The sequence below is a fragment of the Paraplanobispora siamensis genome (assembly GCF_016863175.1).
GTDB classification, from domain to species: Bacteria; Actinomycetota; Actinomycetes; order Streptosporangiales; family Streptosporangiaceae; genus Planobispora; species Planobispora siamensis.
On record NZ_BOOJ01000014.1, the window covers coordinates 141866 to 167128 of the forward strand.

Annotated in this window: 26 protein-coding genes; 13 read left to right on the forward strand and 13 right to left on the reverse strand. The window is 70.9% G+C overall.

Annotation, left to right across the window (positions count from 1 at the left end; genetic code table 11):
* Positions 1–110: 110 nt before the first annotated feature.
* From Psi01_RS08035 to Psi01_RS08045, 3 genes are all read right to left on the reverse strand, one after another.
* On the reverse strand, positions 111–479 hold the full coding sequence (locus Psi01_RS08035) for a SpoIIAA family protein (protein WP_204063300.1): 369 nt from the start codon (positions 477–479) through the stop codon (positions 111–113).
* A gap of 147 nt (positions 480–626) precedes the next feature.
* On the reverse strand, positions 627–1274 hold the full coding sequence (locus Psi01_RS08040) for a dihydrofolate reductase family protein (protein WP_204063301.1): 648 nt from the start codon (positions 1272–1274) through the stop codon (positions 627–629).
* A 67-nt stretch (positions 1275–1341) separates the two neighbouring features.
* Complete coding sequence (locus Psi01_RS08045) at positions 1342–1725, reverse strand: nuclear transport factor 2 family protein (RefSeq protein WP_239127301.1); 384 nt, start codon at positions 1723–1725, stop codon at positions 1342–1344.
* A gap of 149 nt (positions 1726–1874) precedes the next feature.
* Here Psi01_RS08045 and Psi01_RS08050 point away from each other — a divergent pair, with 149 nt between their 5' ends.
* Positions 1875–2084, forward strand: coding sequence for a hypothetical protein (locus Psi01_RS08050; protein WP_204063302.1), 210 nt, complete (start codon positions 1875–1877; stop codon positions 2082–2084).
* A gap of 573 nt (positions 2085–2657) precedes the next feature.
* Here the strand turns inward: Psi01_RS08050 and Psi01_RS08055 are convergent.
* Positions 2658–3011, reverse strand: coding sequence for a winged helix-turn-helix transcriptional regulator (locus Psi01_RS08055; protein WP_239127302.1), 354 nt, complete (start codon positions 3009–3011; stop codon positions 2658–2660).
* Positions 3012–3131: 120 nt separating this feature from the next.
* Here Psi01_RS08055 and Psi01_RS08060 point away from each other — a divergent pair, with 120 nt between their 5' ends.
* Positions 3132–4007: an NAD(P)-dependent oxidoreductase gene (locus Psi01_RS08060; protein WP_204063303.1), complete on the forward strand. Its 876-nt coding sequence runs from the start codon at positions 3132–3134 to the stop codon at positions 4005–4007.
* 39 nt (positions 4008–4046) lie between these two features.
* On the opposite strand, the gene Psi01_RS08065 is transcribed toward Psi01_RS08060, so the two are convergent.
* The 5 genes from Psi01_RS08065 to Psi01_RS08085 all read right to left on the reverse strand — a co-directional run bounded on the left by Psi01_RS08065 (position 4047) and on the right by Psi01_RS08085 (position 9760).
* Entirely contained in the window at positions 4047–4967 is a 921-nt protein-coding gene (locus Psi01_RS08065; RefSeq protein WP_204063304.1) for a hypothetical protein, read from the reverse strand.
* A gap of 19 nt (positions 4968–4986) precedes the next feature.
* On the reverse strand, positions 4987–5595 hold the full coding sequence (locus Psi01_RS08070; RefSeq protein ID WP_204063305.1) for an RNA polymerase sigma factor: 609 nt from the start codon (positions 5593–5595) through the stop codon (positions 4987–4989).
* 33 nt (positions 5596–5628) lie between these two features.
* Complete coding sequence (locus tag Psi01_RS08075; protein WP_204063306.1) at positions 5629–7173, reverse strand: serine hydrolase domain-containing protein; 1545 nt, start codon at positions 7171–7173, stop codon at positions 5629–5631.
* Between the two features lie 217 nt (positions 7174–7390).
* Positions 7391–8692, reverse strand: a complete 1302-nt coding sequence (locus Psi01_RS08080; protein ID WP_204063307.1) for an FG-GAP-like repeat-containing protein — start codon at positions 8690–8692, stop codon at positions 7391–7393.
* A gap of 9 nt (positions 8693–8701) precedes the next feature.
* On the reverse strand, positions 8702–9760 hold the full coding sequence (locus tag Psi01_RS08085) for a helix-turn-helix transcriptional regulator (protein WP_204063308.1): 1059 nt from the start codon (positions 9758–9760) through the stop codon (positions 8702–8704).
* Between the two features lie 44 nt (positions 9761–9804).
* On the opposite strand from Psi01_RS08085, the gene Psi01_RS08090 reads away from it, so the two are divergent.
* The 5 genes from Psi01_RS08090 (at position 9805) to Psi01_RS08110 (ending at position 16596) form a co-directional block, all read left to right on the forward strand.
* A complete protein-coding gene (locus Psi01_RS08090; RefSeq protein WP_204063309.1) occupies positions 9805–10278 on the forward strand; it encodes a hypothetical protein in 474 nt (157 codons plus the stop codon).
* Positions 10275–10727 carry a hypothetical protein gene (locus Psi01_RS08095; protein ID WP_204063310.1) on the forward strand — a complete coding sequence of 151 codons (453 nt, stop codon included), beginning with the start codon at positions 10275–10277 and terminating at the stop codon, positions 10725–10727. The genes Psi01_RS08090 and Psi01_RS08095 overlap by 4 nt, the downstream gene beginning before the upstream one ends.
* A gap of 89 nt (positions 10728–10816) precedes the next feature.
* On the forward strand, positions 10817–11500 hold the full coding sequence (locus Psi01_RS08100) for an NUDIX domain-containing protein (RefSeq protein WP_239127304.1): 684 nt from the start codon (positions 10817–10819) through the stop codon (positions 11498–11500).
* Positions 11501–11943: 443 nt separating this feature from the next.
* Complete coding sequence (locus Psi01_RS08105; RefSeq protein WP_204063311.1) at positions 11944–12930, forward strand: LysR family transcriptional regulator; 987 nt, start codon at positions 11944–11946, stop codon at positions 12928–12930.
* A gap of 201 nt (positions 12931–13131) precedes the next feature.
* Positions 13132–16596 (forward strand): M28 family peptidase, encoded by a 3465-nt coding sequence (locus tag Psi01_RS08110; protein WP_204063312.1) that lies wholly within the window; start codon positions 13132–13134, stop codon positions 16594–16596.
* 148 nt (positions 16597–16744) lie between these two features.
* On the opposite strand, the gene Psi01_RS08115 is transcribed toward Psi01_RS08110, so the two are convergent.
* Positions 16745–17350 carry a GNAT family N-acetyltransferase gene (locus Psi01_RS08115; protein WP_204063313.1) on the reverse strand — a complete coding sequence of 202 codons (606 nt, stop codon included), beginning with the start codon at positions 17348–17350 and terminating at the stop codon, positions 16745–16747.
* A gap of 97 nt (positions 17351–17447) precedes the next feature.
* On the opposite strand from Psi01_RS08115, the gene Psi01_RS08120 reads away from it, so the two are divergent.
* Positions 17448–17939 (forward strand): GNAT family N-acetyltransferase, encoded by a 492-nt coding sequence (locus Psi01_RS08120; protein ID WP_204063314.1) that lies wholly within the window; start codon positions 17448–17450, stop codon positions 17937–17939.
* A 40-nt stretch (positions 17940–17979) separates the two neighbouring features.
* Here the strand turns inward: Psi01_RS08120 and Psi01_RS08125 are convergent, their stop codons facing one another.
* Both Psi01_RS08125 and Psi01_RS08130 read right to left on the reverse strand, forming a co-directional pair.
* Positions 17980–18336: a DUF742 domain-containing protein gene (locus Psi01_RS08125; RefSeq protein WP_204063315.1), complete on the reverse strand. Its 357-nt coding sequence runs from the start codon at positions 18334–18336 to the stop codon at positions 17980–17982.
* Entirely contained in the window at positions 18333–20618 is a 2286-nt protein-coding gene (locus Psi01_RS08130; protein WP_204063316.1) for a sensor histidine kinase, read from the reverse strand. Before Psi01_RS08130 ends, Psi01_RS08125 begins: the two co-directional genes overlap by 4 nt.
* Before the next feature lie 228 nt (positions 20619–20846).
* On the opposite strand from Psi01_RS08130, the gene Psi01_RS08135 reads away from it, so the two are divergent.
* Complete coding sequence (locus Psi01_RS08135) at positions 20847–21188, forward strand: hypothetical protein (RefSeq protein WP_204063317.1); 342 nt, start codon at positions 20847–20849, stop codon at positions 21186–21188.
* On the opposite strand, the gene Psi01_RS08140 is transcribed toward Psi01_RS08135, so the two are convergent.
* The gene (locus Psi01_RS08140; protein WP_239127308.1) at positions 21098–21475 is read right to left on the reverse strand and encodes a barstar family protein; all 378 of its coding nucleotides are present in this window, start codon (positions 21473–21475) and stop codon (positions 21098–21100) included. The genes Psi01_RS08135 and Psi01_RS08140 overlap by 91 nt on opposite strands.
* 123 nt (positions 21476–21598) lie before the next feature.
* Between Psi01_RS08140 and Psi01_RS08145 the strand changes: the two genes are divergently transcribed.
* From Psi01_RS08145 to Psi01_RS08160, 4 genes are all read left to right on the forward strand, one after another.
* Positions 21599–22498, forward strand: coding sequence for a DMT family transporter (locus tag Psi01_RS08145; RefSeq protein ID WP_239127310.1), 900 nt, complete (start codon positions 21599–21601; stop codon positions 22496–22498).
* Positions 22495–23118, forward strand: a complete 624-nt coding sequence (locus Psi01_RS08150; RefSeq protein ID WP_204063318.1) for a GntR family transcriptional regulator — start codon at positions 22495–22497, stop codon at positions 23116–23118. The genes Psi01_RS08145 and Psi01_RS08150 overlap by 4 nt, the downstream gene beginning before the upstream one ends.
* A 59-nt stretch (positions 23119–23177) precedes the next feature.
* Positions 23178–23528 (forward strand): hypothetical protein, encoded by a 351-nt coding sequence (locus Psi01_RS08155; protein ID WP_204063319.1) that lies wholly within the window; start codon positions 23178–23180, stop codon positions 23526–23528.
* A 280-nt stretch (positions 23529–23808) separates the two neighbouring features.
* Complete coding sequence (locus Psi01_RS08160) at positions 23809–25263, forward strand: sugar transferase (protein ID WP_204063320.1); 1455 nt, start codon at positions 23809–23811, stop codon at positions 25261–25263.

Consider the following 25263-nt stretch of genomic DNA (forward strand, 5'->3'; position numbering starts at 1 on the left):
GTCGGCGTCGGCGCGTGGGTCATGCGTACGAGACCTCAAACGATCACCGGGAAGGCACACCCCTTCCCGGCCGGTTCACAGGTCTCAGGCATCGCTCGTGAGCTGGACGTTCACCTCTTGCCGGCCGCCCAGGTGACGGCGTCGTCCTGCTCGGCCAGCCCGAAGGCTCTGGCCTCGCCCGGCATGGCCCAGGCGAACAGCCGGAACCCGTCTTTCATCCAGGCGTGGTCGGTCACGAGCGCGATGCGTTCCCAGGCGTTCCAGTCGCGAACGCCCATCTTGAGATCCTGCCAGGCGGCTCCTGGCTCCATGCCTTCGAATTTGGCCCTGAAGACGAGCACGATGCGGATCTTGCCGCTTTCCTTGACGGCGGTGTCCAAGGCCGGCAGAAGCGTGCCGGTGTAGTCCTCCGCGGTCAGTCTGTCGAGAGTCTCGACGCCCAGGACCCCTTCTGGCATTCCATCGAGCATGCGGATCATGGATGCGCTCCTATCGGTGGCCTGCATCCGTACGCCGACGTTAGCGGTGCGCCGGGTGCTCGCAGTCCCCCGATGGGGGTGAGACGAACTCGGCGCGATCTGGCAGCCGATGTTCCCTGGATTTCACGGGTCGCTTCGGCCGGCTGATCAGAGACCCGTGCGGGTGAACATCAGATGGGTGACTCCGCTGGGCGAGGAGGTGGTCTCGATCTCGTAGTCCTTCTCGAGGCCCTCCAGGCCGTCCCAGAGGCGTACGCCCCGGCCGAGCAGGATCGGGACCACCACGATGTGCATGTGGTCGACGAGTCCGGCGGCGAGGAAGCCGCGGATCATGGTGGGGCCCCCGCCGATGCGTACGTCCTGGCCGCCCGCGGCCTCGCGGGCCGTCTCGAGCGCCTCGGCGGGGGAAGCGTCGATGAAGTGGAACGTCGTGCCGCCCTCCATCTCGATCGACGGGCGCGGGTGATGGGTGAGGACGAAGACCGGTGTGTGGAACGGCGGGTTGGGACCCCACGGGCCCTTCCACTCCGGGTCCTTGTGCCATCCGGGGTAGCCGAACTTCCCGGCACCCATGATCTCGGCGCCGATCCCGGAGGTGAACAGCCGCAGGAAGGCGTCGTCGACGCCGCCCGTGCCGCCGGGACGGCCGAGCATCCCGCGGCCCCACCGGGTGGCGAACATCCAGTCGTGCAGCCGTTCGCCGGCGTGCCCGAACGGCGCGTCGAGACTCCGGCCTTCACCGGTGGCGAAACCGTCGAGCGAGACGGAGATGTGCTGGACGCGGACGAGTGACATGGTCGGTATTCCTTTCTCTCGGATGGTGGACCTCCGCCGGATCAGCGACCGTGCTCGACGGATGGTCCTACCAGCGCTCCACGAGGTGCTCGCGACCAGACGGCGGGTCGTACGGCTCCGGCCAGTAGTCGACGATCCGGCTGATCAGTCCCTGATCGGAGATCTCGAACCACACGCACGCGTCCTGATGCCCGGTGCCGACGCGCGCGTCGATCCACGCCGCGGCGTGGCGGCCGTCGGCGACGACGCGCCGTACCCGCAGGTGCCAATCGCCGGGATACTCCATGTTGAACTGGAGGAAAGCCGACTTCCCGCGGATCCGTTCCCGGGTCTGCGGCATCTCGTACACCACATCCTCGGCGAGCAGGGCGCCGAAGCGCTCCCAGTCACGCTGCTCGGCGCTGTCAACGTAGGCGTGTACGGCATGCCGGCTCTGGGAGGTCTCATCCATGCACCGGACGCTACATCCGGGCACCGACAGCCGTGATCTCACGTCAGAGGTGCCTGGTGGTAGGACAGCCGTACTTCGACCCCTGAGGCCCGCCCGTTCTCGGTTAGCGCGGTGCCTGTACTGGCCGGCGTCCATACCCACGGCCGTATGTGATCAGCACGTACGTCTCCGTCGGCGGCTCTGCGGACGAGCTCGTCACGGAGAACGGAGCGGAAGTCGTCGGCCTCCCTCTTGTCGGTGAAGCCGTACGGCACAGCGCGCTGCTTCCGATCGGCCTGTACGAGCTGGGCGATGCGAATTCCCTCGGCCAGCGGTTCTCCCGGCCCGGATGCAAGGAGTTCAGCTTGAACTCCCAGTAGAGGGAGGGATCCCCGTCGTCTCCGCTGGAGAGCGGATCCAGCAGATCCAGGAGCCTCCGCCCCTGAGGGCACAGCCGGTAGGCCGTGTTGAGACGTCGGGGCCGATGCCCGAGCAGGAGACTGGTCAACATGACGCCGGCGAACCACTCGCGTCCGGCGCGGGCGCAAGCGACGCGCTCTGCTGCAGGATCGGGGACAGCCATGATCGCCTCCCGGGGGCCGGAGCAAGCGACTACATCGTCCCCTGTCGGCCGGTGAAATCCCAGAGACCGCGCGATCATGTGCGCATTCGGGTTCCGGCTCGCGTGGGAGCGTGTCAGTCTGCCCGCATGCCAGTGGTCGGTACGGTGACCCGTCTCGATCTCAAGCCGGCCCGGGCCGTGGGTGGGACGGAGTCTGGGTCGAGGTGTACGGCGTCGCCGGCGATGTTCTGCGGGCGCAGGAGGGCTTGCCTGCCGTGTGGCTCAGCTTGGGTGGGCAACGCCCGGTCTGCCGCGGACGTGCTCCACGGGTGGGCTCACCCGCCTGGCACGCACCGCCGTACCCGCTCCCGGGCTGTGCGAGCCGGTGGCGTCAGGGGTGGACTTTTTCGGCTCCGATTCGCTGGATGCGTTCGGTGCCCCACTCTCCCAGAGGGGCCAGGGCGGCGTTGAGCGAGACGCCGTGTTCGGTCAGGGAGTACTCCACCTTCGGGGGGACTTCGCGGTAGACCTCGCGGTGCACGAGGCCGTCCTCCTCCATCTCCCGCAGGTGCTGGATCAGCATCTTCTCGCTGACGCCGGGCAGGGCGCGGCGGAGTTCGGCGAACCGGCGGGTTCCGTGGTCGTGCAGTTCCCACAGGATCAGGGACTTCCACTTGCCGGCGACGACGTCCATCGCCGCGTCGATGCCGCAGAAGTAGGGGCCGTTGCGTGCTGACTTCGTCATCTACCCCTCCGAAAGGCACTTACTAAAAGGTAAGTACCTGACTAATTAGTCCGTACTGGCCAAATCTACAGGCAGTGGAAAGGATCGACTCGAACGACGGAACACGAGGGGATCTTGAAGATGACGACCGATGACGACGTCCGGGTGAGTGTTCTCGGGCTGGGGGCGATGGGGAGCGTTCTCGCGGGCGCTCTGGTGAAGGCCGGGTACGCGACGACGGTGTGGAACCGTTCGCCGGGCAGGGCGGAGGAGCTTGTCGCGCGGGGGGCGGAGGCCGCCGCCACGGCCGGTGAGGCGGTCCGGGCCGGTCAGCTGGTGATCACGTGCCTGCTGGACCACGCGTCGGTCCGTGAGGTGCTCGACCCGCTCTCCGGTGAGCTGGCCGGGCGGACCCTGATCAACGTGACCACGACCTCACCGGCCCAGTCGCGGGAGACGGCCGCCTGGGCAGCCCGGGCCGGGGCCGCGTATCTGGACGGCGGCATCATGGCCGTGCCGCACATGATCGGCCAGCCGGGGGCGTCGATCCTCTACAGCGGGTCGGCCGAGGTCTTCGACGAGTACAGGCCGCTGCTCGATCTGTGGGGGGACAGCACCTATTTCGGGGAGGACGCCGGGCTGGCGTCCCTGTACGACCTGGCCCTGCTCGCGGGCATGTACGTCATGTTCGCCGGGTTCATGCACGGCGCCGCCATGGTGGCGCCGGCCGGTGTGACGGCGCGCGAGTTCGCCGCCATGGCCGCGCCCTGGCTGACCGCCATGACCGGCGGCTTCCACGGGTTCGCCGAGGTCATCGACGGCGGGGACTACACCGTCGAAGGACAGCAGAGCCTCCGGTTCTCCGACCTCGGCGACATCCTGGCCGCCAGTTCCGACCAGGGCGTCAGCACCGAGGTGGTCGCCATGGTCCAGCGGCTCATCCAGCGCCAGATCGACGCGGGCCACGGGGAGGAGGGCTTCGCCCGGATCATCGAGAGCATCAGGCGGCCGGCCTGAGGACCCATCCACTCCCCGGCTCCCGTACGCCCGGGCGGCTCAGAACGAATCGGTCGGCTTCAACGGCTCCGGCGTGACCTCCAGCATCACCGTCCGGTCGCTGACCGCTCGCGCCTCCCACACGAGCCAGTCCTGTCCGACCGCGTCGGCGGAGACGGGCTCATACGACAGCTGGAAGGCCTGCTTCGCCTTTCCGTCGTAGAAGTTGCTCGTGGTGGAGTCCGGGTCGGATCTCACCCGCCGGAAGACCACATCCAGATCGCGCTCACGAACGTCGGCGAGCACCTGGGCCACGGTACGGTCCTTGACGGTGACGCCCTCCAGGACCTCGCCCCTGTGCGTGGCGGGGCTGTCCGTCTGGTACGGCTCGCCCGGCCGGGCCGGGCGGCCCAGCTGGGTCCGGACCTTCTCGGCGAGTCCGACGGGAACGCGGAAGACCAGGAGGCAGCCCGGCGTACCGGGCGTGCACCCCTCGGGCTCGACGCCGGCGCTGAACTCGCCGGACGACTCGAAGGTCATGGGGCCGCCGGGGTCGAACACGGGCGCGACGGGCTGCCCGACCAGGCCGGGGGAGGCCGGTACGAGTTCCAGGGTGACGTCCAGTCCCAGGGACGCGAAGCCCTCGCGGTACCTCTCGTGCTCGGCCAGCGGATCCTTGATCCGGGCCACCCAGTTCCTCCCCTCCTGGACGATGTCGATGGCGGCGCTGGCGTAGGACTTCGCACCGGCGCCGCCGCCCGGCACGAGACTCGGGCCGAGCACGGCGGCCGCCACGACCCCGGCCAGGACCACGGCCCCGGTCGCCAGCCGCCATGCCGCCCCCGCGCGAGTGGTGCCGGTCAGGCCGGGGAACCGCAGCCTGACTCTCCGGCGGGCCGGTACGGCGCGCCGCGCGGACGGCTCCCACCCGATGGCCCGGGCCAGTTCGTCCGGGTCGCGCTGGGGGATCTGGGATCTCATCCTCTTCAGCGGTTCGAGGTCATTCATCTGCGAGTCCATCTGCGGGTCCATCTGCGAGAGCTCCACCGTCTCCAACGGATTTGCGGATCTTGGTGCGGGCCCGGTTGATCCGTGAGCGCACTGTGCCCACGGGAATGCCCAGGACGTCGGCGACCTGCTGGTAGGTCAGCTCGCCCCAGGCGGTCAGGAGGAGAACGTCGCGCTCTTCCTTGCGCAGGTCCGCGAGGGCGGCCGACAGGCGGACGGTCTCCGCGGCGGCCGTGACGCGGTCGGCGACCAGGTCGGCGTGGCCCTCCAGCACCGGATCGACGCCGGTGCGGGCGAGCGCCCGGTAGAACCGGACCTCCGATCTGTGGTGACGGCGGATCAGGTTGGTGGTGATGCGCCACAGCCAGGCCCGCACGTCACCGCGGGCGGAGTCGTATCCTCCGCGGCCGCGGAAGGCCTGGTGGAACGTCTCCGCCACGATGTCGTCGGCGAGGTCGCCGCCGAGGCGGCGTGCCGCGTACCGGTGCAGCGGCGGAGCGTGCCGCCGGAACAGCTCACCGAAGCACCCGGGGTCGCCCAGGGACTCCGCGACCAGTGACGCGTCGTCCCGTTCCTGGTAGGCCGCATCGAGGGAGCCCATGTACGCCTTTCTAGTAGGGGGTCACACCCCCTACTAGCCCGAAGCCGGGTGAGAGGTTCCGGCCGGGACGGCATCGTGGCTCCGGGCGGGCGGGGTCTCCCCGCCGGAGGGGACCGGCCGCCGGGTCAGGGCGGTGACGCGGGCGGCCAGGACGGCGACGTTCGCCGCGGCCATGACCGCGAACCAGACGACCAGCGGCATCGAGTAGTAGCAGAGCTGCTCGAAGGTGATGTCCCGCCCGCCGCCGATGAGCCGGGTGAGCAGGTCCGGGAGGCTGACCAGGAGGGCCAGGGGGACGAGCCGGGGCGACAGCCGCAGGGCGAGCCGCCAGGACGGCCGGGTGGCGAGCCGGTCCGCCCAGGCCCGCGTGCGCCGCAGTGTGCGGACGGCCAGGAGCAGGCTCAGCAGGGTCAGAGCGCCCAGCACCAGATCGACGGTCAGCCGCACCGAGTCGGCGGCCGGCGCTTCGCCGCCGGTCACGAGTGCGGCCAGCCGGTCGGCCAGCGCTCCGACGCCCTCGTTGCCCAGGCCGAGGCCGCTGTTGCCGATGACCGCGATGCCGTAACCGCCGGGCAGCAGCAGCACCTGGGCGGTGTAGGTGAACCAGACGCCGTCGTGGCCCACTCTGCCGTCCCGGTCGCGCCAGCCCAGCCCGTAGGGCCACCGCCGGTCCGTCGAGGTGTGCATGGCGGTGATGCCCGACGGCGACACGAGCCGTGTGCCGTCGGCCGCCCGGCCCGCGTTGTTCTGCACGATCAGCCACCGGGCCAGGTCCTCGGCCGTGCTGATCACGCCGTCGGAGCCGTTGACGAACCGCTCCGGCTCGGTGGCGGGGATCGACGCCCCGTACGCGTAGAGATGTCCCCGGCGCACCTCGCGCGGCAGATCGCGGGGGGTCTTGTCGATCGTGGCGGTCGCCCGCATGCCGAGCGGGCCGAACACGTGGCGCCGCAGGTAGTCCGTGAACGGCTCACCCGAGACGACCTCCACCAGCCGGGCGGCGAGGTGGTAGTTCGTGTTGGTGTAGGAGTGCTTCGTGCCGGGGTCGGCGGCCAGCGCGGAGTCGCGGGCCCGCGTCACGGCGCCCGCGAGCGAGTCCGGCTGCGGCAGGCTCTTCTCCGCGAGCGTGCCGTCGCTGATCCCGGAGGTCTGGTTCAGCAGCTCGCGCACCGTGATCCGCGCGCCCCGGGGGTCGGCGACCCGGAAGTCCGGCAGATAGTCGCGCACCGGCGCGTCCAGCGTCACCTTGCCGGCCTCGGCCAGCTGCATCACCGCCAGGGCGGTGAACGACTTGCTGACCGACGCCACCGGCATCGGCGTGCGCGCGGTCACCGCCGCTCCGGACGAGTCGCGGCCGTACCCGCCGGTGTACAGCACCCGGTCGCCCTCGGTGATCGCGACGGCGACGCCCGGGTATCCCGACGTGTCCGCGAAGTCGGCCACCACCCGCCGGACCGCCGCCTCGTCCGGTCTCTCACCCGCCGACGCCGGGCCCGGCATCGCCGTGATCATCAAACCGGTGACCACCGTGATCACTGTGGCCGCCGTACCCCGCCACCAGCCCCTGCCCTGTCGCACACCGCGCTCCGATCGTCTCGTCGAACGTCGGCCACGCTATGGATCACGGGTGTGCGGCCACAGGAACCGAAGGGCAGCGACCACCCCCGACTTTCGTCAGGTACGAGAGCGGGCTGGTGCGTCCGGGGAGAACGGAGGGAGGCGGGACCGGTGACGGGCGCGAGCAGGACCGGACACCGCGGTGGCGAGTACGGCGCCGCCGCGCGGGCGGGGGCCGTCAGCGGGCGATCAGCGTGCCCGGCAGGGAGAGGGTCCTGGTCTCGGTCACCCGGCGGTTCTTGATCCAGAACAACCGGACCGACTCGCCGTCGGCGGTGGCGAGTTCGGGGACGGTGTCGCCGTCCAGGTCGAGCAGCGCCACGTTGGCCCCGCCGGCCCGGATCCGGATCGGCGGCCGCGGCCCGCCGGCCGAGCCGTACAGGACGGCGATGTCGCCCGTGGCGCGGGCGGCCGCGACGATGTCGCTGCGGCCGTCCCTGTCGATGTCGCCGGTCGCCAGCGACCCGGCGTGGTCGTTGCCGGGAGCGCTGGTCCCCGTGATCCCGGGCAGCGCCACGATCTTCTTCCGGCGCTTGTCGATGCCCGAGGGCCCGCCACGCAGGATGAGGAGCTTGCCGGTGCCGATCCCGGCGACCACGTCGGCGTACTTGCCGCCGTGGACGCGGCCGACCCGCACCGACCAGCCGAAGGGGTCGCGCGTGCACTGGGCGGTGTTCGCCTCGTTGTCGGCGCCCTTCGAGCCGCCCGCGCACGCCTCGACGTCCATGACGCGGCCGTCCACGTTCCCGCTGGTCACCATGGTGTCGCCGGCGAGCGTCACTCCCTTGGCCGATCCCCTGAACACGTGGACGGCCCCGCCGATGTCGTAGCCCGGCCGCCCGGACGGCGCGGTGACCACCAGGTCGCTGTAGCCGTCGCCGGTCACGTCCCCGGAGGCCAGGGCGGCGCCGAACAGGCGGCTGTGCTGGCTGAAGCCGACCACCCCGGGTGTGTTCTCGCTGAGTCGCAGGGCCCGGGAGGAGGTGAGGCCGCCGCGGGAGCCGTACAGGACGACGGCCGCGCCGCCGTGTGTCGCCGCGCTGTCCAGCGTGGTCTCCGGCGCGCCGACGGCGATGTCGGTGTAGCCGTCCCGGTTGAAGTCGGCGGTGGTCAGCGCGTTGCCGAACCCGTGACCGGCGCCCAGCGGGGGGACGCCGCCCCGGCCGGGGGTGAAACGGACGGTCCGGCCGAGGTGGGGGTACGCGCGCCGGCCGTAGGCGACGGTGAGCGTGCCGCCGCCGCCGGCGGCCACGTCCGCGAGGCCGTCACCGTTGAAGTCGCCCGTCGACAGCGCGGTCACCCGCCGGCTCAGGGTGGTGGCCTTGCTGCCCAGCGGCTGGACCATGAATGATCCCGGGCCGCCCACCACCAGATCGGCCCGGCCCTCGCCGTTGACGTCCCCGCGGACGGGGTCGGGAGACACGGTGGCCCCGACGCAGAGCGCGGCGGCCAGCACGACGATCACTACGCGAGGGGGCATGGGGGGATGCTAATCCTCATGTTCCGCCACGGACGGCATATCACGATAAAGGGATGAATCCGGCATGACGTGATCCGCTCGGGAATCCCGGGGGTCCCGGGGATAGAGGGCGGCCAGGGCGTGGGCGGTCTCGGCCATCCGGGCTCTCAGCTCGGCGGGTTCCAGCACCTCGACCTCGGCGCCGAGCTTGAGGAACTCGGTCCGCGCGTGCGTCAGCGACTCGATGGGTACGCCGGCCGTGACCCAGCCCCGGGCGTCGGGCGGGCCGGCCGTCTCGTCCACGGCGCCGACCACGGCCGAGCCCATCAGCTGGGCGATCCGCTCACGCCCGGCGGGGGAGAGCCGGACGGTCGCCCGGCCCTGGAACAGCCGCGACCGGAAGTCCGCCAGGTACGCGCTCCAGTGCCCGGCCAGGTCGAAGTCACCGGGCCGCTCGAACGTCTCGCCCGTCACCCGAAGGGTGAGGATCTGGTTGACCCGGTAGGTGCGCATCATGCCCTCGCACCGGGCCACGAGGTACCACTTGCCGGCCTTGAGGACCAGGCCGTACGGCTCCAGCGTCCGGTCCACCTCGGACGGCTCCGCCCAGCGGCTGTAGAGCACCTGGATGACGCGCCTGTTCCAGACGGCGTCCGCCACGTCCGGCAGGTGGGGCACCCGGTCCCCGTCGTAGTACCAGCCGGGCGCGTCGAGGTGGAAGTGCTCCCGCACGCTCCGGGACCCCTCGCGCAGCTCGCGCGGGAGCGCGGCCTCGATCTTGAGCTCGGCCGCGGCGGCCAGGGCGCCGAGGCCGAGCTCGGCGGCCGGTCCGGGCATCCCGGCCAGGAACAGCGCCCGCGCCTCCTGGGCGGTCAGGCCGGTCAGGCGGGTCCGGAACCCGTCGAGGAGCCGGTAGCCGCCCCGGTGCCCGGCCTCGCCGTACAGCGGGATCCCCGCGGCGTGCAGCGACTCGACGTCGCGGTAGATCGTGCGGACGCTGACCTCCAGCTCGTCGGCGAGCTGCCGGGCGGTCAGCAGGCCGCGTGACTGGAGCAGCAGGAGGATGGAGAGAAGCCGGGACGCTCGCACACCACTGACATTACGTGTCAGTGGAGGGGTCATACGGTCCGGTCATGGCGTTCATCGAGAAGAACATGCGGCCGCTGGACCCGATCGTCGTCGACGGCCGTCCGTACAAGCGCTATCACGTCGACCGGCCCGACAAGCCGATCGAGCCGGAGGTCGAGAAGGCGGCCTACGAGTATCTGCCGAAGCTCGTGCCCGCGCCCGCCGACGACTCCCCGGCTGGCTGGATCGTCCTCCACAGGGGCGGGGACACCGGCGCCTACCTGCTCGTCTACACCTGGGCCTGGGACAACGTGGTGGAGGTGAACATCGCCGCGGCCGGTCAGCCCGCCGTCGGCTGCCCCGACGAGGACCCGGCGAACTTCGTGCGCGAGACGCGGCACTGGGCCGGGTGCGTGTGGGAGCTGCCCGCCCTGGAGCACGAGCGGGCCGCCTGGGTCCGGCACATGTTCGTCAAGGACACCCCGGACCTCGACGGCTACCTCGCCGACACCCGTCCGGAAAGCCCGGTGGGACTGTGAACGACTTCGACTTCTTCGTCGGCGCCTGGGACGTCGTCAACCGCAGGCTGCTCAAGCGCGACGCCGGGAGCGACGAGTGGGAGGAGTTCCCCGGCCGGAGCGTCGCCCGCGGTTTCTTCGGCGGGGCGGGAAGCTTCGACGAGATCACCTTCCCGACCAAGGAGTTCGACGGCGCGACGGTCCGCGTCTACGACCCCGGGCGGGAGGAGTGGTCCATCCACTGGATCAACAGCACGCGGGGTCTCGACCCGGTCCCGGTGGTGGGCCGGTTCACCGACGGGGTGGGTACCTTCTACGCCGACGACACCGACGAGGGCCACCCGATCCGGGTCCGGTTCATCTGGTCGCGCATCACGCCGGAGTCGTGCCGGTGGGAGCAGGCGTTCTCCTACGACGGCGAACGCACCTGGGAGACCAACTGGACCATGGACTTCACCAGGGTCTCCTAGTTCCGCGCCGGGCGGGCCGACGACCGCACCCGTCGGCCACGCCCACGTCGGCGGCACGAGATGCTGGAAGGCACGAGATGCTGGAGGGCATGAGATCCGATGACCGCGTGCCCGGTGGAGTGCCGGGCGTCGACGTTCCCGACCGGCGGGGCCGTACCGGCCTGGACCGGGTGGGACTGGACCTGACCGGCAACCCCCGGGTCCGGGTGCGCGAGGTGGAGCTGCTCTCGTCGAGCTGGTACGTGCTCCGCAGGACGACGTTCGACTACCGGCACTCCGACGGGCACTGGAGCGTGGAGGAGCGCGAGACCTACGACCGGGGCAACGGCGCCACCGTGCTGCTCTACGACGCCGAGCGGGCCACGGTGCTGCTGATCAGACAGTTCCGCTATCCCGTCTATGTGAACGGCCATCCCGACGGGTACCTGCTGGAGACCGCGGCCGGTCTGCTCGACGACGACGACCCGGAGACCGCGATCCGGCGGGAGGCCGCGGAGGAGACGGGCTACGACATCGGCGAGGTCCGGCACGTCTTCGACGTCTACATGAGCCCCGGCTCGATCACCGAGCGGGTGCACTTCTTCGCGGCGCCGTACAGCGCGGCCGACAAGGTCTCCGAGGGCGGCGGACTGGCCGAGGACGGCGAGGACATCGAGGTGGTGGAGCTGCCCTTCGCGAAGGCGCTGGAGATGATCGGGACGGGGGAGATCGCCGACGCGAAGACCATCATGCTCCTGCAGTGGGCGGCGCTGTCGGGTCCGTTCGCACCCTGAGCCGGGCCCGTTCGCGTCCTGGGCGGGGCCGTCCGGCGTCCGCCGCTGCGTTTCCCTTCGGGAAGCGGTCTTTCCCCGCGGTAGGAGGCCTTTCCCGGCGGGGAGGGGCGGCGAATACAGGCGGGCGCCGCCCCGGCCGTTTGCGGGAACTCGCGCGTCTCTCCGGAAAGGCTCCTGACCGGGACTCCGGAAAGGCTCCTGACCGGGATGGAGGCGTCTGTTATTCGAAACCCGGGGGCACGGCGGCCGCCCCGCGGCCGGGAGGCCGCCGTACCCCCGGCGGAGCTGCGCCTTTCCGGAACGCTCCAGGAGCGGTCCAACGCGTCGCCGTGCATTCTCCGCATGATCATATTCATTAAAAGCTGACACTTTGTATTTAGTGTTGTCAAACTGTCATTTACCAATATGTCTATTGCCGTCAGGCGTTTCCCTACCATGTCGGCATGGACCTGGAAGTGCGCCATCTTCGAGTCATCCATGCCATCGCTGAGCATGGCAGCATCTCCAAGGCGGCCTCCTCGCTCGGCCTGTCCCAGCCGTCCCTGGCCGGTCAGCTGCAGCGCATCGAGCGCATGCTCGGCGGGCGTCTGTTCGAGCGCGCCGCGGAGGGAAGCCGTCCCACCCCGCTGGGCGAATGGATCATCGAGCGTTCCGGCTCGGCGCTGCACGCGTTCGACGCCCTGCGGTACGACACCCGGCACTACGCCCAGCGGGGGGCCGATCCGGTCATCCGCGTCGGGTGCGCGGACACGGCCCTGGCCAGCCACGTCACCACCTGCCTGTACGAGCTGTTCCCCGAGGCCGGGCTCACCGTCCGCACCGAGGAGTGCATGGACCTCCTGCCCTCCCTCCTGGAGGCCGGGCGGCTGGAGCTGGCCGTCCTGGCCGACTATCCCGGGCACGAGCTGACCTCCTCCTCCGGCGTGCTGTACGAGGCCTCCGTGGTCGAACCGATCTTCGTCGGGCTCTCGGCGTCGCACCCGCTGGCCGGCCGGGAGGAGATCGACCTGGCGGACCTGGCCGAGGAGCACTGGGCGATGTCGCCCAACACCGAGGCCGGCTACCACGAGCACTTCTGGACGGTCTGCCGGAGGTACGGCTTCACCCCGCGCCTGTCCTTCTCGGTGAACAGCACCCTCGCCCGCGACCTGATCAGGGCGGGCAAGTGCGTGGCGACGTTCCGCCCCACCGCCGTGGAGCATCCCGGCGTCGTCATCCGCCCGCTCGTCGGCTCCCCGCTGCTGATGCGCAACGTCATCGGCCGCACTCCGTACGGGCTCCCGGCCGGGACCATGATGAAGCTGGTCGGCACGGCGATGCGCAGGTACAGGCGGCAGGCGATGAAGGTCCCCATGTACGCGGCCTGGCGCAGGCGGCGCGGTTCCGGCGCTCTGGACGGACGCCTCGCCCACCCGGCCGGGATCCTGTAGCGCCCGCCTCTCACCGCGATCCCGGCCCCTCCCGCACAGGGGCCCCATAGGGCTCCCATAGGGCTCCCATAGGGCGAACCTATGGAGAACTGGAGGGTTCTGCGCCGGGTGTTACTGATGCGACCTTTGGTCCAGCCCTGGCCGGCCACGGCTCCTACGTCCCCCACACCCCCCGGGGACGCTCGAAAGGAGTCATCCAGAGTGAAGACCAAGGTCAAGTTAGGGGCCGCGGCCGTCCTGGCCGTCGCCGTCCTGACCTCGCCCGCGCTCGTGGGCACCGCGGGCGCCGCGGCACCCCCGTCGGGCCCGACGGACCCGGTGCCGCTCAGCGGCGTGCGGGAGAGCAGGGACGCCTTCGTCCCGCCCGGCCCGGACGACCGCAAGCGTGCGATCGCGACCGCGAACAAGACGCTGGCGGCGGAGTCCGGGACGGTGCGCAAGGCGCCTGAGGACAAGTTCGAGCAGGTCCGTGTCGTCACGGGCACACACGGCGTCCAGTACGTCCACTACCGGCGGATCTATGACGGGCTGCCGGTCTACGGCGGCGATGTGATCGTCGTGACGGACAAGAGCGGCGAGACGGCGCAGAGCCTCAGCTCGGGTCAGAGCGCCGCGATCGACGTGGACACCACGCCCGCCGTGAGCGCCCAGAGCGCCGCCGCCACCGCGCGCGCGGAGCTGAAGAGCGTCAAGAGCACCGCCGAGCCCGTCCTCGTGGTGCACGCGGCCACGGCCGAGCCCCGGCTGGCCTGGGAGGTCCTGGTCACCGGCCGGACCGCCGAGGCCCCGAGCGTGCTGCACGTCTACGTGGACGCCCGGACCGGCGCCGTCATCGACAAGGTGGACGACGTCAGGGCCGGAACCGGCAGCGGCCACTACAACGGCAACGTGACCATCGCGACCTCCGGGTCCGGCGGCTCCTACTCCATGACGGACACCACCCGTCCGGGCCTGCGCTGCGGCGGCCAGAACGGCTCCGCCTACACCGGCCCCGACGACAACTGGGGCAACGGCCAGGGCACCAACCTGGAGACCGCCTGCGTCGACGCGATGTACGCGGCGCAGAAGGAATGGGACATGCTCCGTGAGTGGCTCGGCCGCAACGGGTTCAACGGCAACGGCGGCGCCTTCCCCGCGCGGGTCGGCCTGAACGACGTCAACGCCTACTGGAACGGTTCCTACACCAACTTCGGCCACAACCAGGCCAACACCAAGCAGGCCACCCCGATCGACGTGGTCGCCCACGAGTTCGGCCACGCGATCTTCCAGTTCTCCGGCGGCGGCGGAGCGGGCAGCGGCAACGAGGCCGGCGGCCTGAACGAGTCCACCGGTGACATCATGGGCGCCCTGACCGAGCACTACATCAACGCGCCCGCGACCTACGACGAGCCCGACTATCTGGTCGGCGAGGAGGTCAACCTGGTCGGGCAGGGCCCGATCCGCAACATGTACAACCCCGGCGCGCTGGGCGACCCCAACTGCTACAGCTCCTCGATCCCCAACACCGAGGTGCACGCGGCGGCCGGTCCGCAGAACCACTGGTTCTATCTGCTGGCCGAGGGCACCAACCCGCCCGGCAAGCCGTCCAGCCCGGTCTGCTCCGGCCCGTCCACGCTGACCGGCATCGGCGTCCAGAAGGCGGGACAGATCTTCATGGGCGGCCTGAACACCAAGACCGTCCCCTGGACGCACGCCAAGGCGCGCGTGGCCACGCTGAACGCCGCCAAGACGCTGTTCCCGGGCAGCTGCACCGAGTTCAACGCCACCAAGGCGGCCTGGAGCGCGGTCAACGTCCCGGCGCAGAGCAACGAGCCGACCTGCCAGGCGCAGGGCGACGACTTCAGCGTCTCGGTCTCCCCGGCCTCCGGCACCGTCGACGCGGGCGGCTCGACCACGGCCACCCTCTCCACCGCCGTCACCAACGGCAACGCGCAGACCCTGACCCTGTCCGCGACCGGAGCGCCCTCGGGCACCCAGGTGAGCTTCAACCCCGCCACCGTCACGGCGGGCCAGAGCTCGACGGTGACGATCACCACCTCGTCGGGCACCCCGGCGGGAACCTCCCAGATCGCGCTGAAGGCCACCGGCTCCACCACGAGCAGGACGGCCACCTTCGCCCTGACCGTCGGCGGCGGCGGACCCGGCCCGGTCGAGCCGCCGGACATCAGCCTCGCCAACGTCAAGGCGCACCTGCAGCAGTTCCAGAGCATCGCCACGAACAACGGCGGCAACCGCAGGTCGACCGGGGCCGGCTACACCGCCTCGGTGTCCTACATCGAGCAGAAGCTCACCGCCGCGGGCTACACCGTGCGCCGGCAGTCCTGCACCTCGGGCTGCACCGGCGGGTCCGGCCCGAACCTGATCGCGGACTGGCCCGGCGGTGACGAGAACCAGGTCATCATGGCCGGCGCCCACCTGGACAGCGTCGCGGCCGGACCCGGCGTCAACGACAACGCCTCGGGCTCGTCGGCCCTGCTGGAGGTCGCACTGACCCTGGCGGCCACGAGGCCGCAGACGGCCAAGCACGTGCGGTTCGGCTGGTGGACCGACGAGGAGCAGGGCCTCAACGGCTCGGAGTTCTACGTCAACTCGCTCGGCGCCACCGAGCGGAGCAAGATCAAGGTCTACCACAACTACGACATGGTCGGCTCGACCAACGGCGGCTACTTCATCAACAACATCACCACCGAGGCCGCCCGTCCCCTGAAGGAGTTCTATGACAGGCTGAACCTCCAGCCCGAGGAGAACACCGAGGGCGCCAACCGCTCCGACGACGCCTCCTTCCGCAACGCCGGCATCCCCACCTCCGGCGTGGCGGCCGGGGCCAGCGCCACCAAGACCTCGGCGCAGGCCGCCAAGTGGGGCGGTACGGCGGGCCGGGCGTTCGACCCCTGTTACCACCAGGCGTGCGACACCCTGACCAACATCAGCGACACGGTCCTCGACCGGGCCTCGGACGCCGCGGCGTACGGGATCTGGAAGCTGGCCGTGAGCTCGGACGGCGGCGGGCAGGACGACTTCTCCGTCTCGGTGAACCCGGCCGCCGGCACCGTCCAGGCGGGCGGCTCGCTCACCGCGACGCTGACCACCGCGGTCACCCGCGGCGCCGTCCAGGACATCACGCTCAGCGCGTCCGGGGCGCCCGCCGGGACCACGGTGGCCTTCGACCCGGCGACGATCAAGGCGGGCGCGACCTCCGCGGTGCGGATCACGACCTCCGCGAGCACCCCGGCGGGCACCTACCCGATCGCGCTCAAGGCGACCGGCACCGCGGCGGCCCACTCGGTCACCTACACCCTGACGGTCGGCGGGACCGGCGGCGGGCGGACGTTCTCCAACGACACGCCCTTCCCGATCAACGACGGCTACCAGGACTCCACCGACATCCCGGTCACGCTCACCGGTTCCCCGAACGCCACGTTCGAGGTCACGGCGGACATCGACCACACCTGCTCCCAGGACCTGCGGCTGACCCTGGTCCAGCCGAACGGGACGCGGCGGGTGCTGAAGTACGAGTCGTACGGCAGCTGCACGCCGTACGACGGGCCGGTGCGGTTCACGGTGAGCAACACCGCCCGCCTCGGGAACGGGACCTGGACGCTGGTCGTCGGGGACTACTTCCAGAACGACACCGGCACCTTCAACGGCTGGAAGATCACCTTCTAGCGGTGCCACCCGGCCGGAGGGCGCAGGGGCCCTCCGGCCGGACCGCGGGCGGGTCGTCCCCGACCGCGCGGAGCGGGTACGGCCTGCGGCGGCCGTACCCGCTCAGGTCGTCCCGCGCCCGGGACTCAGGCTGTCCCGCGTCCGGGACTCAGGCCGTCTTCCGTCCGAGATAGGTGAGGGGGCCGGCGTCGGGGACCTCGATCTCGTGGAAGCCGAGCCGGTCGTAGAAGGCGCGGGCGGCGGTGTTGGCGGTGACCATCCCGAGGTGGACGGCCGGGACCCCCTTGCGGTGCAGCGCGTCCAGGAAGGTCAGCATCAGCTCGCGCCCGTGCCCCCGGCGCTGGTGGTCGGGGAGCAGGTCGATGTGGAGGTGGGCCGGATAGTCGGCCAGCTCCGGGACGATCATGCGCTCCGGCCGGTACATGAGATCGATCATCGACTCGCTGGGGGTGGTCGGCGGGCCGTCGAGCGCGGGGAAGCGCTCTCTCATCCGGGGCAGCCACTCCCGGCGGTAGTTCCCGACGAAGGCGGCCGTGTCCGCGGTGCCGAGGACGTAGCCGACGGCACGCTCCCCGTCGTCGAGGACGAAGGTCAGATCCGGCTCCAGTTCGGCGTAAGGAGCGGCGAAAATGCTGGGCATCAGGTCGAGGTCGGGATAGATGTGCCGGGAGTCGCCGCCTTCGTGGGCGGTCCGGACGCAGATGTCGTAGAGGGCGGCGCGATCATCGGGGCGGTAGGGCCGGACAGTCGTCATGGGAGCCATGATGCTTGCTGTGGGAGCGCTCTCACAAGGTTTTCGGCCGGTAAGTGGGGTCTGACATGAGGGAATCGTCCCTGTTACGCTGCACCGCATGATCGAGGTGGAGCTGCGCGGCTGGCGGCCCGACGACGTGCCCTTCGTGCTGGAGGCCTTCCGCTCGCCCGACATGGCCCGGCAGTCCTCCCACCCGATCGACACGCCCCGCGCGGCGCTGGAGTGGATGGCGCTGTGGGGGTTCCGGGACGACGCGCAGGCCTTCGCGGTGGTGGCCGGCGGCGAGGTCGTGGGCAACGTCGCGGTGAGCAACATCGACGCCCACGACACCGGGTGGGTGTCCTACTGGACGTCGCCGCGCGCCAGGGGCAGGGGTGTCGCGGTGGCCGCGGCGATCAGGCTGGCCGAGTGGGCGTTCAACGAGCGGGGGCTGTTCCGGCTGGAGCTGGGGCACAGCGTCGGCAACGCCGCCTCCTGCGCGGTCGCGATCAGGGCGGGGTTCGCGGTCGAAGGGGTCGAGCGGGCCAAGCTGCGTTACGGCGACGTCCGCCACGATGTGGAGCGGCACGCCCGCCTGGCCACCGACTGACACGCCGTACGGCGCGCCGGGGGAACTCCGGGAACGGGGACTACAGGGCCCTGAGGCCGGACAGGACGTCGCGCAGGATGTTCTCGCGGGGGGCGGCGATGGTGGTGGGAGGGGTGCGGACGGTCAGCAGCCCGGCGTTGCGCAGGTCGCCGAGCAGGACCCGGACCACCCCGACGGGCAGCCCGGTCCGGGAGGCCGCCTCGGCCACCGTGGTCGGCCGGCGGCAGGCGTCCAGCAGGCGCAGGTGTTCCGGGGGCAGGTCGGGAGGGGCCGGTCTGATCGCCGCGACCGTGGCGATCAGATCGAACCCCTCACCGGCCGGACGGGTCCGGCCCCGGGTCACGGTGTAGGGACGGATGATCGGTCCGGGATCCGGGTCGGGCCATCGGTCCGTCATCGGTCGTCATCCTCCTCGGCTCTGCGCCACCCCGCGCGGAAGGAGGTCAGGACGGTGCTCGGGGTGACGGTCTCGGTCTCCGGGGCGGGCCGCACCCGCCGGGGCAGGCCGTTGCCCGGGACGGTCTGACCCGTCTGCTCGGACACGGCCGTCTGTTCGGGCGTGAGCTGGGGAGACTGCTCGGGGGCGCTCCAGGAGGACTGTTCGGGCGCGGTCCAGGAAGACTGGTCGGACGCACTCCAGGAGGGCTGCTCGGGCGTGCTCCAGGGGGACTGGTCGGACAGCGCGTCCCACGGCGCCGGGCCGGACGAGGCGGACCAGGCCGGCTGCTCGGACGCCGCCCGGGACGCCGGGGCGTGCTGGGGCGCGGCATGCCGGACGCGCTTGGGCAGCCCGCTGTCGGTGGTGGGGATCCGCTCCACCTCGACCGAGTAGGGGTAGGCGGGGGCGGAGGGCAGTTCCGGCGTCTCGGCGACCAGCTCGGCGGGGATGAGCACGATCGCGGTGGTCCCGCCGTACGGCGACGGCCGCAGCGAGACGCGGACGCCGTGGCGGGCGGCGAGCCTGCCGACCACGAACAGGCCCAGCCGGTCGCTGTCGGCCAGGTCGAACTCCGGCGGGTCGGCCAGCCGCTCGTTGATGTGGGCCAGCTCGGCGGGGGTCATGCCGAGACCGCGGTCCTCGACCTCGATCGCGTAGCCCCTGGCCACCGTCTCGCCGTGCACGCGCACCGTCGTGTTGGGCGGGGAGAAGATCGTGGCGTTCTCCACCAGCTCGGCGATCAGGTGGATCACGTCGGTGACGACCGTGCCGACGAGCGCCGGGCCGCTCGGCACGGTGATCGTGACGCGGCGGTAGTCCTCGACCTCCTCGACGGCGGCGCGCACCACGTCGTAGATCTCCACCGGCACCCGCCAGCCGCGGGCGGGGACCGAGCCGGACAGGATGATCAGGCCCTCGGAGTGCCGGCGCATGCGGGTGGTCAGGTGGTCCAGGGCGAACAGGTCGTCGAGGGACTCGGGGTCGACGGCGCGCCGCTCCATCGCCTCCAGCATGGTCAGCTGCCGGTGCAGGAGCGACTGGCTGCGCCGGGCCAGGCTCACGAAGACCTTGTTGACGCCCTTGCGCAGCTCGGCCTGGCCGACGGCCGCCTCGACGGCCGTGCGCTGGACCGAGGCGAACGCCTCGCCGACGCTCACGACCTCGGCGGTGGTGCCCTGGTGCAGCTCGGGGGTGGCGGACTCGGCCTTGGTGCAGACGTCCTCGCCCTTGCGCAGCCGGGCGACCACGTCGGGCAGGCGCCGGTCGGCGAGGTCGAGGGCGGCCCGCTGCAGACCCACCAGCTCGGTGCCGATCCGGCGGCCGAACCGCACCGAGATGAAGATCGACGCCACGACCGCGATCAGGCCGACCCCGCCGACGATGCCGACGCGCAGCAGGATCGAGGTGGCCAGCGGCGCGGAGCGGTCGCTGTTGCGGCGGCTGACCTCGCCGCCGAACCGGTCGAAGGTGTCCGAAAGCGCCGTGGCGGCCGTCGCCCAGGAGGCGTCGGGGCGCGAGGCCGTGGCGAACGTCTGCTCGATCCGCTCGAACGTCCGGTAGGGGGCGCTGGCGGCGAGGCTCGCGTAGGGGGCCCGGAGCTCCTGGTCGAGCTGGTTGAAGCCCATGGAGTAGAGCAGCTTGCGGCCGGCGGCCAGCTCGGCGAAGGCCGCGCGGTCCTGGTCGTCGACGGACTTGGCGGCCACGACTCCGGAGATCAGCGCGGCCTGCCGGCTCAGCAGCTCGCGGCTGCGCCCCATCACGACGATGGCCCGGGTCTGGTCGACGAGGGAGGCGTCCTGGGTGATGTACATCTTCTCGTAGGCGTCGAAGATCGACCAGACGATCGAGGAGTAGGCGTCGAGGGTCTGCTGCCGGGTGGCGGAGCGGGAGTCGACCCCGGTGCGGATCGTGGTGAGCTGGTCCAGCTCGGAGGTGAGATGGGCCACCCGCGCCTGCAGCGCCTCGCTCATGTCACCGCGGTACTCCTCGGACATCTGCCGCAGCTGCTCGCGTGCCGTGTTCGTCCGGGCCCGCTGGTTGTCGAGCGCGGAGCGCGCGGACAGGTCGCCGCCGAGCAGGCTCAGGGAGAGCAGCCGTTCGTGCTGCAGAGCCGTGGTCAGCGTCCGGGTGGGGACGACCACGCTCTCGTAGAGCGCCCCGCTCCTGAGCAGGTCCACTCCGCCCTGCAGCGTGGACGTGGCCGCGAACCCCCAGATCGCTACCAGCGAGACGAGTGGCACCAGCAGAAGGGTGAATATCTTCGTCTTGATCGAGTATTTTCGGCCACCCATAATGCCTCGCATTACGTGTATGCGCGGTTAACAGTGGCGAAACCCTAGCAATCTCTACGACCTACGGCCAGAGACATACAGGCCTAACCATAAGAAAGCATTTGTATCTCCCTGGATGACACGGAACCCGGAGCCCGCCGGGCACGTCTGTAGATGACAAGAGGGGGAGGCACGCCCATGACGAGGGTTGCGGAACTGATCGAGGCCGAGCTGGCCCGCACGGCCGAGGCGGTGCTCGCCGAGGGCGGCGAGCTGGAACGCGCGGGGGCGGTGCAGCTGGTCAGGTTCGGGCCCGCGTTCATCGCCGCCGAGGTGGGCGGCGGCCGCGAGCGCGTGGAGCTCCAGGTCGTCGACGGAGCCCTGAAGTGGTACTGCACCTGTGACGCGGGCAGGCAGGGCGCGTTCTGCACCCACTGCGTCGCGACGGCTCAGTCGGTCAGGAGGAGGACGGACAAGAACGCCTCCTGCGGCGTCCCGTCGGAGACGGCGTCCGACAGCACGGTCCGGATCGCGTCGTAGGCCGGCCGGTCGGCGCCGCTCAGCACCGAGGGCTCCGACCAGACCAGCACGTGCTCTCCCGGCGGCAGCCATGACAGGTCGGTCAGGCAGTCGTACAACGCGTCGAGGTTGTGCCCGAAACGCTCGGGGAACGACAGCGCCTCGGCGATCGCGGTCATGGCCTCGGCGGAGGTGGTGACCGCCGTACCGTCCACCCGGTGCGGTGTGACGGCGCGCAGCATCTCCTCGTAGGCCGTCAGCGGACCCCGCTCGAACATCCCCCTGGACAGCACCGGCCACCCCCGCATGGCTTCTGACGTTTCCTCCTGCCTACCCCCGGTGCGGTGAAAAGAAACGGAAGAATCGGACATCGAGGGGAAGAGAGCGATTAATCAGTGGACATCATTGTCTAGTTGTCTGACAATCTCGGTGTGTCCTCGACTGTGACCACGGGAACCGTGACCGCGCAAGCCGCGCCCGCCAGGAAGCTCGCCGTCGTCGGGGCCGCCGTGCTGTGGGGTACGGCGGGCACCGCCGGACTGCTCGTCAGCGGCGTCGACCCCGTCTCCCTCGCCGCCGCCCGCCTGGTGATCGGCGGACTGGTGCTCGCCGTCGCCGCCGGCGCGGCCGTGCGGAGGCTGCCGCGCAAGGGGCTGCTCGCCGCGGCCGCTGTAGGGGTGGCCGCCTACCAGCTGTGCTACTTCGCCGCCGTCAGCAGGACCGGGGTGGCCATCGGCACCGTGGTCGCCATCGGCAGCGGCCCGGTGTTCACCGGGCTGCTCTCCTGGCTGATCGACAGGGTGGTTCCCACCCGGCGCTGGGCCGGGGCGACCGCCGCGGCGATCATCGGCTGCGCCGTCCTCACCGGCGGGGGAGGCGAGGCCCGCGCGGACGGGATCCTGCTCGCGCTCCTCGGCGGTCTGATCTACGCCTTCTACGCGGTGAGCGCCGCCCGGGTGATCGGCGCGGGCGCCTCCTCCGACGCGGTCATGGGCGCGATGTTCGGCGGGGCGGCGCTGCTGATGCTCCCGGTCCTGCTCGGCACGGACCTCGGCTGGCTCACCGAGCCGCGCGGCCTGCTGACCGCGCTCTATCTCGGCGGCGCCACCACGGCGCTGGCCTACCTGCTGTACGGCAGGGGCCTGCGCACCACCCCGGTGGCGACCGCCGCGACCCTCGCCCTCGCCGAGCCCGCCGTCGCCGCCCTGCTCGGCGTCGTCGTCCTGGGCGAGCACCTGACCGCGATCTCGGCCGCCGGGTTGCTGCTGCTGGGCGCGAGCCTGGTGGCGGTCGCCCTCCCCGAGCGGAAAGCGGCACAATCACTCCTGTGACGCTCCCGCTCCGTCCCGTCTCCGCGGTCGCCGCCCTGGCCGACGCGCTCCGCCGCCGGGTGCTGTCCGGCGAGATCGAGCCCGGCACGGCGCTGCCGGAGCAGGAGCTGTCGGCGGCCTACGGCGTGGCCCGTCCCACCGTCCGCGAGGCGCTGGCGGTCCTGGTCCACGAGGGCCTGCTCAGACGGGAACGGCACCGCAGCGCCCAGGTGGCCGAGGTGACCGCGGCCGACCTGGACGACCTGATGTTCGTCCGGCGCCCGCTGGAGGACCTGATGGCCGTCTCCCTGACCGGGCGGCGGGTGGCCGAGGCCGACGGGGCGCTGGCCCGCATGGCCGCCCTTCCCGGCGACGCCCCCTGGTCCGACGTGGTCGCCGAGCACATGGCGCTGCACCAGGCGCTGATCGTGGCGGTGGGCAGCCCGCGGCTGGAGCGCCTGTACTCCGCGCTGGCCGCCGAGACCCGGCTGGGCCTGGTCCGGCTGCGCACCCTCTACGCCGACCGGGACGTACTGGTCGCCGAGCACCGCGACCTGCTCGACGCCATCGCGCGCGGACCGTCGCCGGAGGCCCGCCGCGCCGTCGCGGAACATCTGGACCACGGCTGGGGAGAGTCTTGACACTCGGACTTCAGCGGTTCTATTGCACGGGAAGGCCCTAAGTCGTCACAATCGCGGCCATGCACGGCAATTCAGTGCCGGATACGTACGTGTACGTCACCGAGGAAGGCGTGACCCGCCACTACGCGGACGGAAGCGTCGACGCGCTCGCATGGGAAGACGTCGTCGAGGTACGGGTCGTGGGGGCCACGGACACGGACATCCTGTACATCCTGCTCGACCGGGACGGGCAGGGATGCGTCGTGCCCAAGTCGGCGACCGACGGAGCGTTTCTCACGCGCCTGCGGTATCTCCCGGATTTCGATCTGGACCGGCTCAGCGCGGCGGTGAGCGCCGCCCGTGATTCGTACGTCGTGGTCTGGCGCAGTCCCGATCCGCCCTCGGCCCTGCCCGACCTGGAGTACGACTGACCCCCGTGAGGGTCAGGTCGCCATTTCTGTGTGTCCGCAGCTGATTACACAGCGAGTTCAAATGGTTGAAAGTACACATTTGGACCGTTCCGTCAAGGCGTGGATATCCGCTTATGTCGGCCACTAGTGGCCAACGGCCGCTATTCCGCTCTTCCTAAGTGATCAATATGATTTCGAGGGTACTCGCGGCTTTCTGAGGCTTTTGCGAAGCCTGTCAACCCTTAGCACCTTGTGTACGTCTGCTAGCTGTTAATACCCGGGCAGTTGGGTGGGGAATGGTATGCGGGTGGGGACAGAGGGGCCCGCTGGCGTGCTCCTCGACGGTGTGGCACGTTCCGCATCGAGCATATGGACACGTTCGTATGCCCGTTTGCTGGTGGCGGGAGATCTCGCCTGCGCGGTCCTGGCCTGCGAGATCGTGCTCGGGGTCAGGTTGTGGCTGGGCGCGTTCATTCCGCTGGGCGAGGCGGTGTTCGGCCTCGCGCTCGCTCTGTGCTGGCCTTTCGCGCTGGCCCTGGGCGGCGCCTACCGCCGGCGCGCGCACGGCGAGGGAACGGAGGAGTTCCGGGCGGTTTTCCAGGGGGGAATCGGTCTTACAGCGGCTGTCGCTATTGGCGCTTACGCGACACAGACCAGCATTGCCAGGAGTTTTGTCATGGCAATGCTGCCCGGTGCCCTGTTTCTCACGGTCTTCTTTCGCTATCGCATGCGAAAAAGGCTGCATCGGCGCCGCGCCGCCGGTGATTACATGCGCCAGATGGTCGCCGTCGGTCACCGGGAGTCGGTGCTCGACCTGGTGATACAGCTGCGAAGACAGCCGTATCACGGAATGGCCGTGGTGGCGGCGTGCCTGCCGTCCGGCGCCGAGCGGGCCGACGTCGGCGGGGTGCCGGTGCTCGGCGACTTCACCGACGTGCCCGAGGCGGTGGCCAAGGTGAAGGCCGACGCCGTGGCCATCCTGGCCTGCCCCGAGCTGGACGGCACCGCGCTGCGCCGGCTCGCCTGGGAACTGGAGAACGACCGCGTCGACCTGTTCGTGGCGCCCGCGCTCATGGACGTGGCGGGCCCGCGCGTCAGCATCCGCCCGATGGCCGGGATGCCGCTGCTGCACGTCGAGCATCCCGAGTTCACCGGCACCCGCTACTGGGTGAAGAACCTGTTCGACCGCTGCGGCGCCGGGTGCGCGCTGGTGGTGCTGGCCCTGCCCATGCTGCTGATCTCGGCGCTGATCCGGGCCACCAGCCCGGGACCCGCGCTGTTCCGGCAGTCCAGGGTGGGCAAGGGCGGCGTGGAGTTCCGGGTCGTGAAGTTCCGCACCATGGTCGAGGGGGCCGAGTCCCTCAAGGGCCACCTGCTGCCGGAGAACGAGTCCGACGGCGTGCTGTTCAAGATCCGGAAGGATCCGCGGATCACCCGGGTGGGAGCGTCCCTGCGCCGCTACTCCCTCGACGAGCTGCCGCAGCTGCTCAACGTGATCCGCGGGGAGATGTCACTGGTCGGTCCGCGCCCCCCGCTGCCCGAGGAGGTCGAGCAGTACGGCGTGGACGTCCGCCGCCGCCTGGTGGTCAAGCCCGGGATGACGGGCCTGTGGCAGGTCAGCGGACGCTCCGACCTGTCCTGGGAGGAGTCGGTCCGCCTGGACCTGCGGTACGTGGAGAACTGGTCCCTCTTCCTGGACCTGCAGATCCTCTGGAAGACCTGGAGCGCCGTCGTCCACGGAGAAGGGGCCTACTAG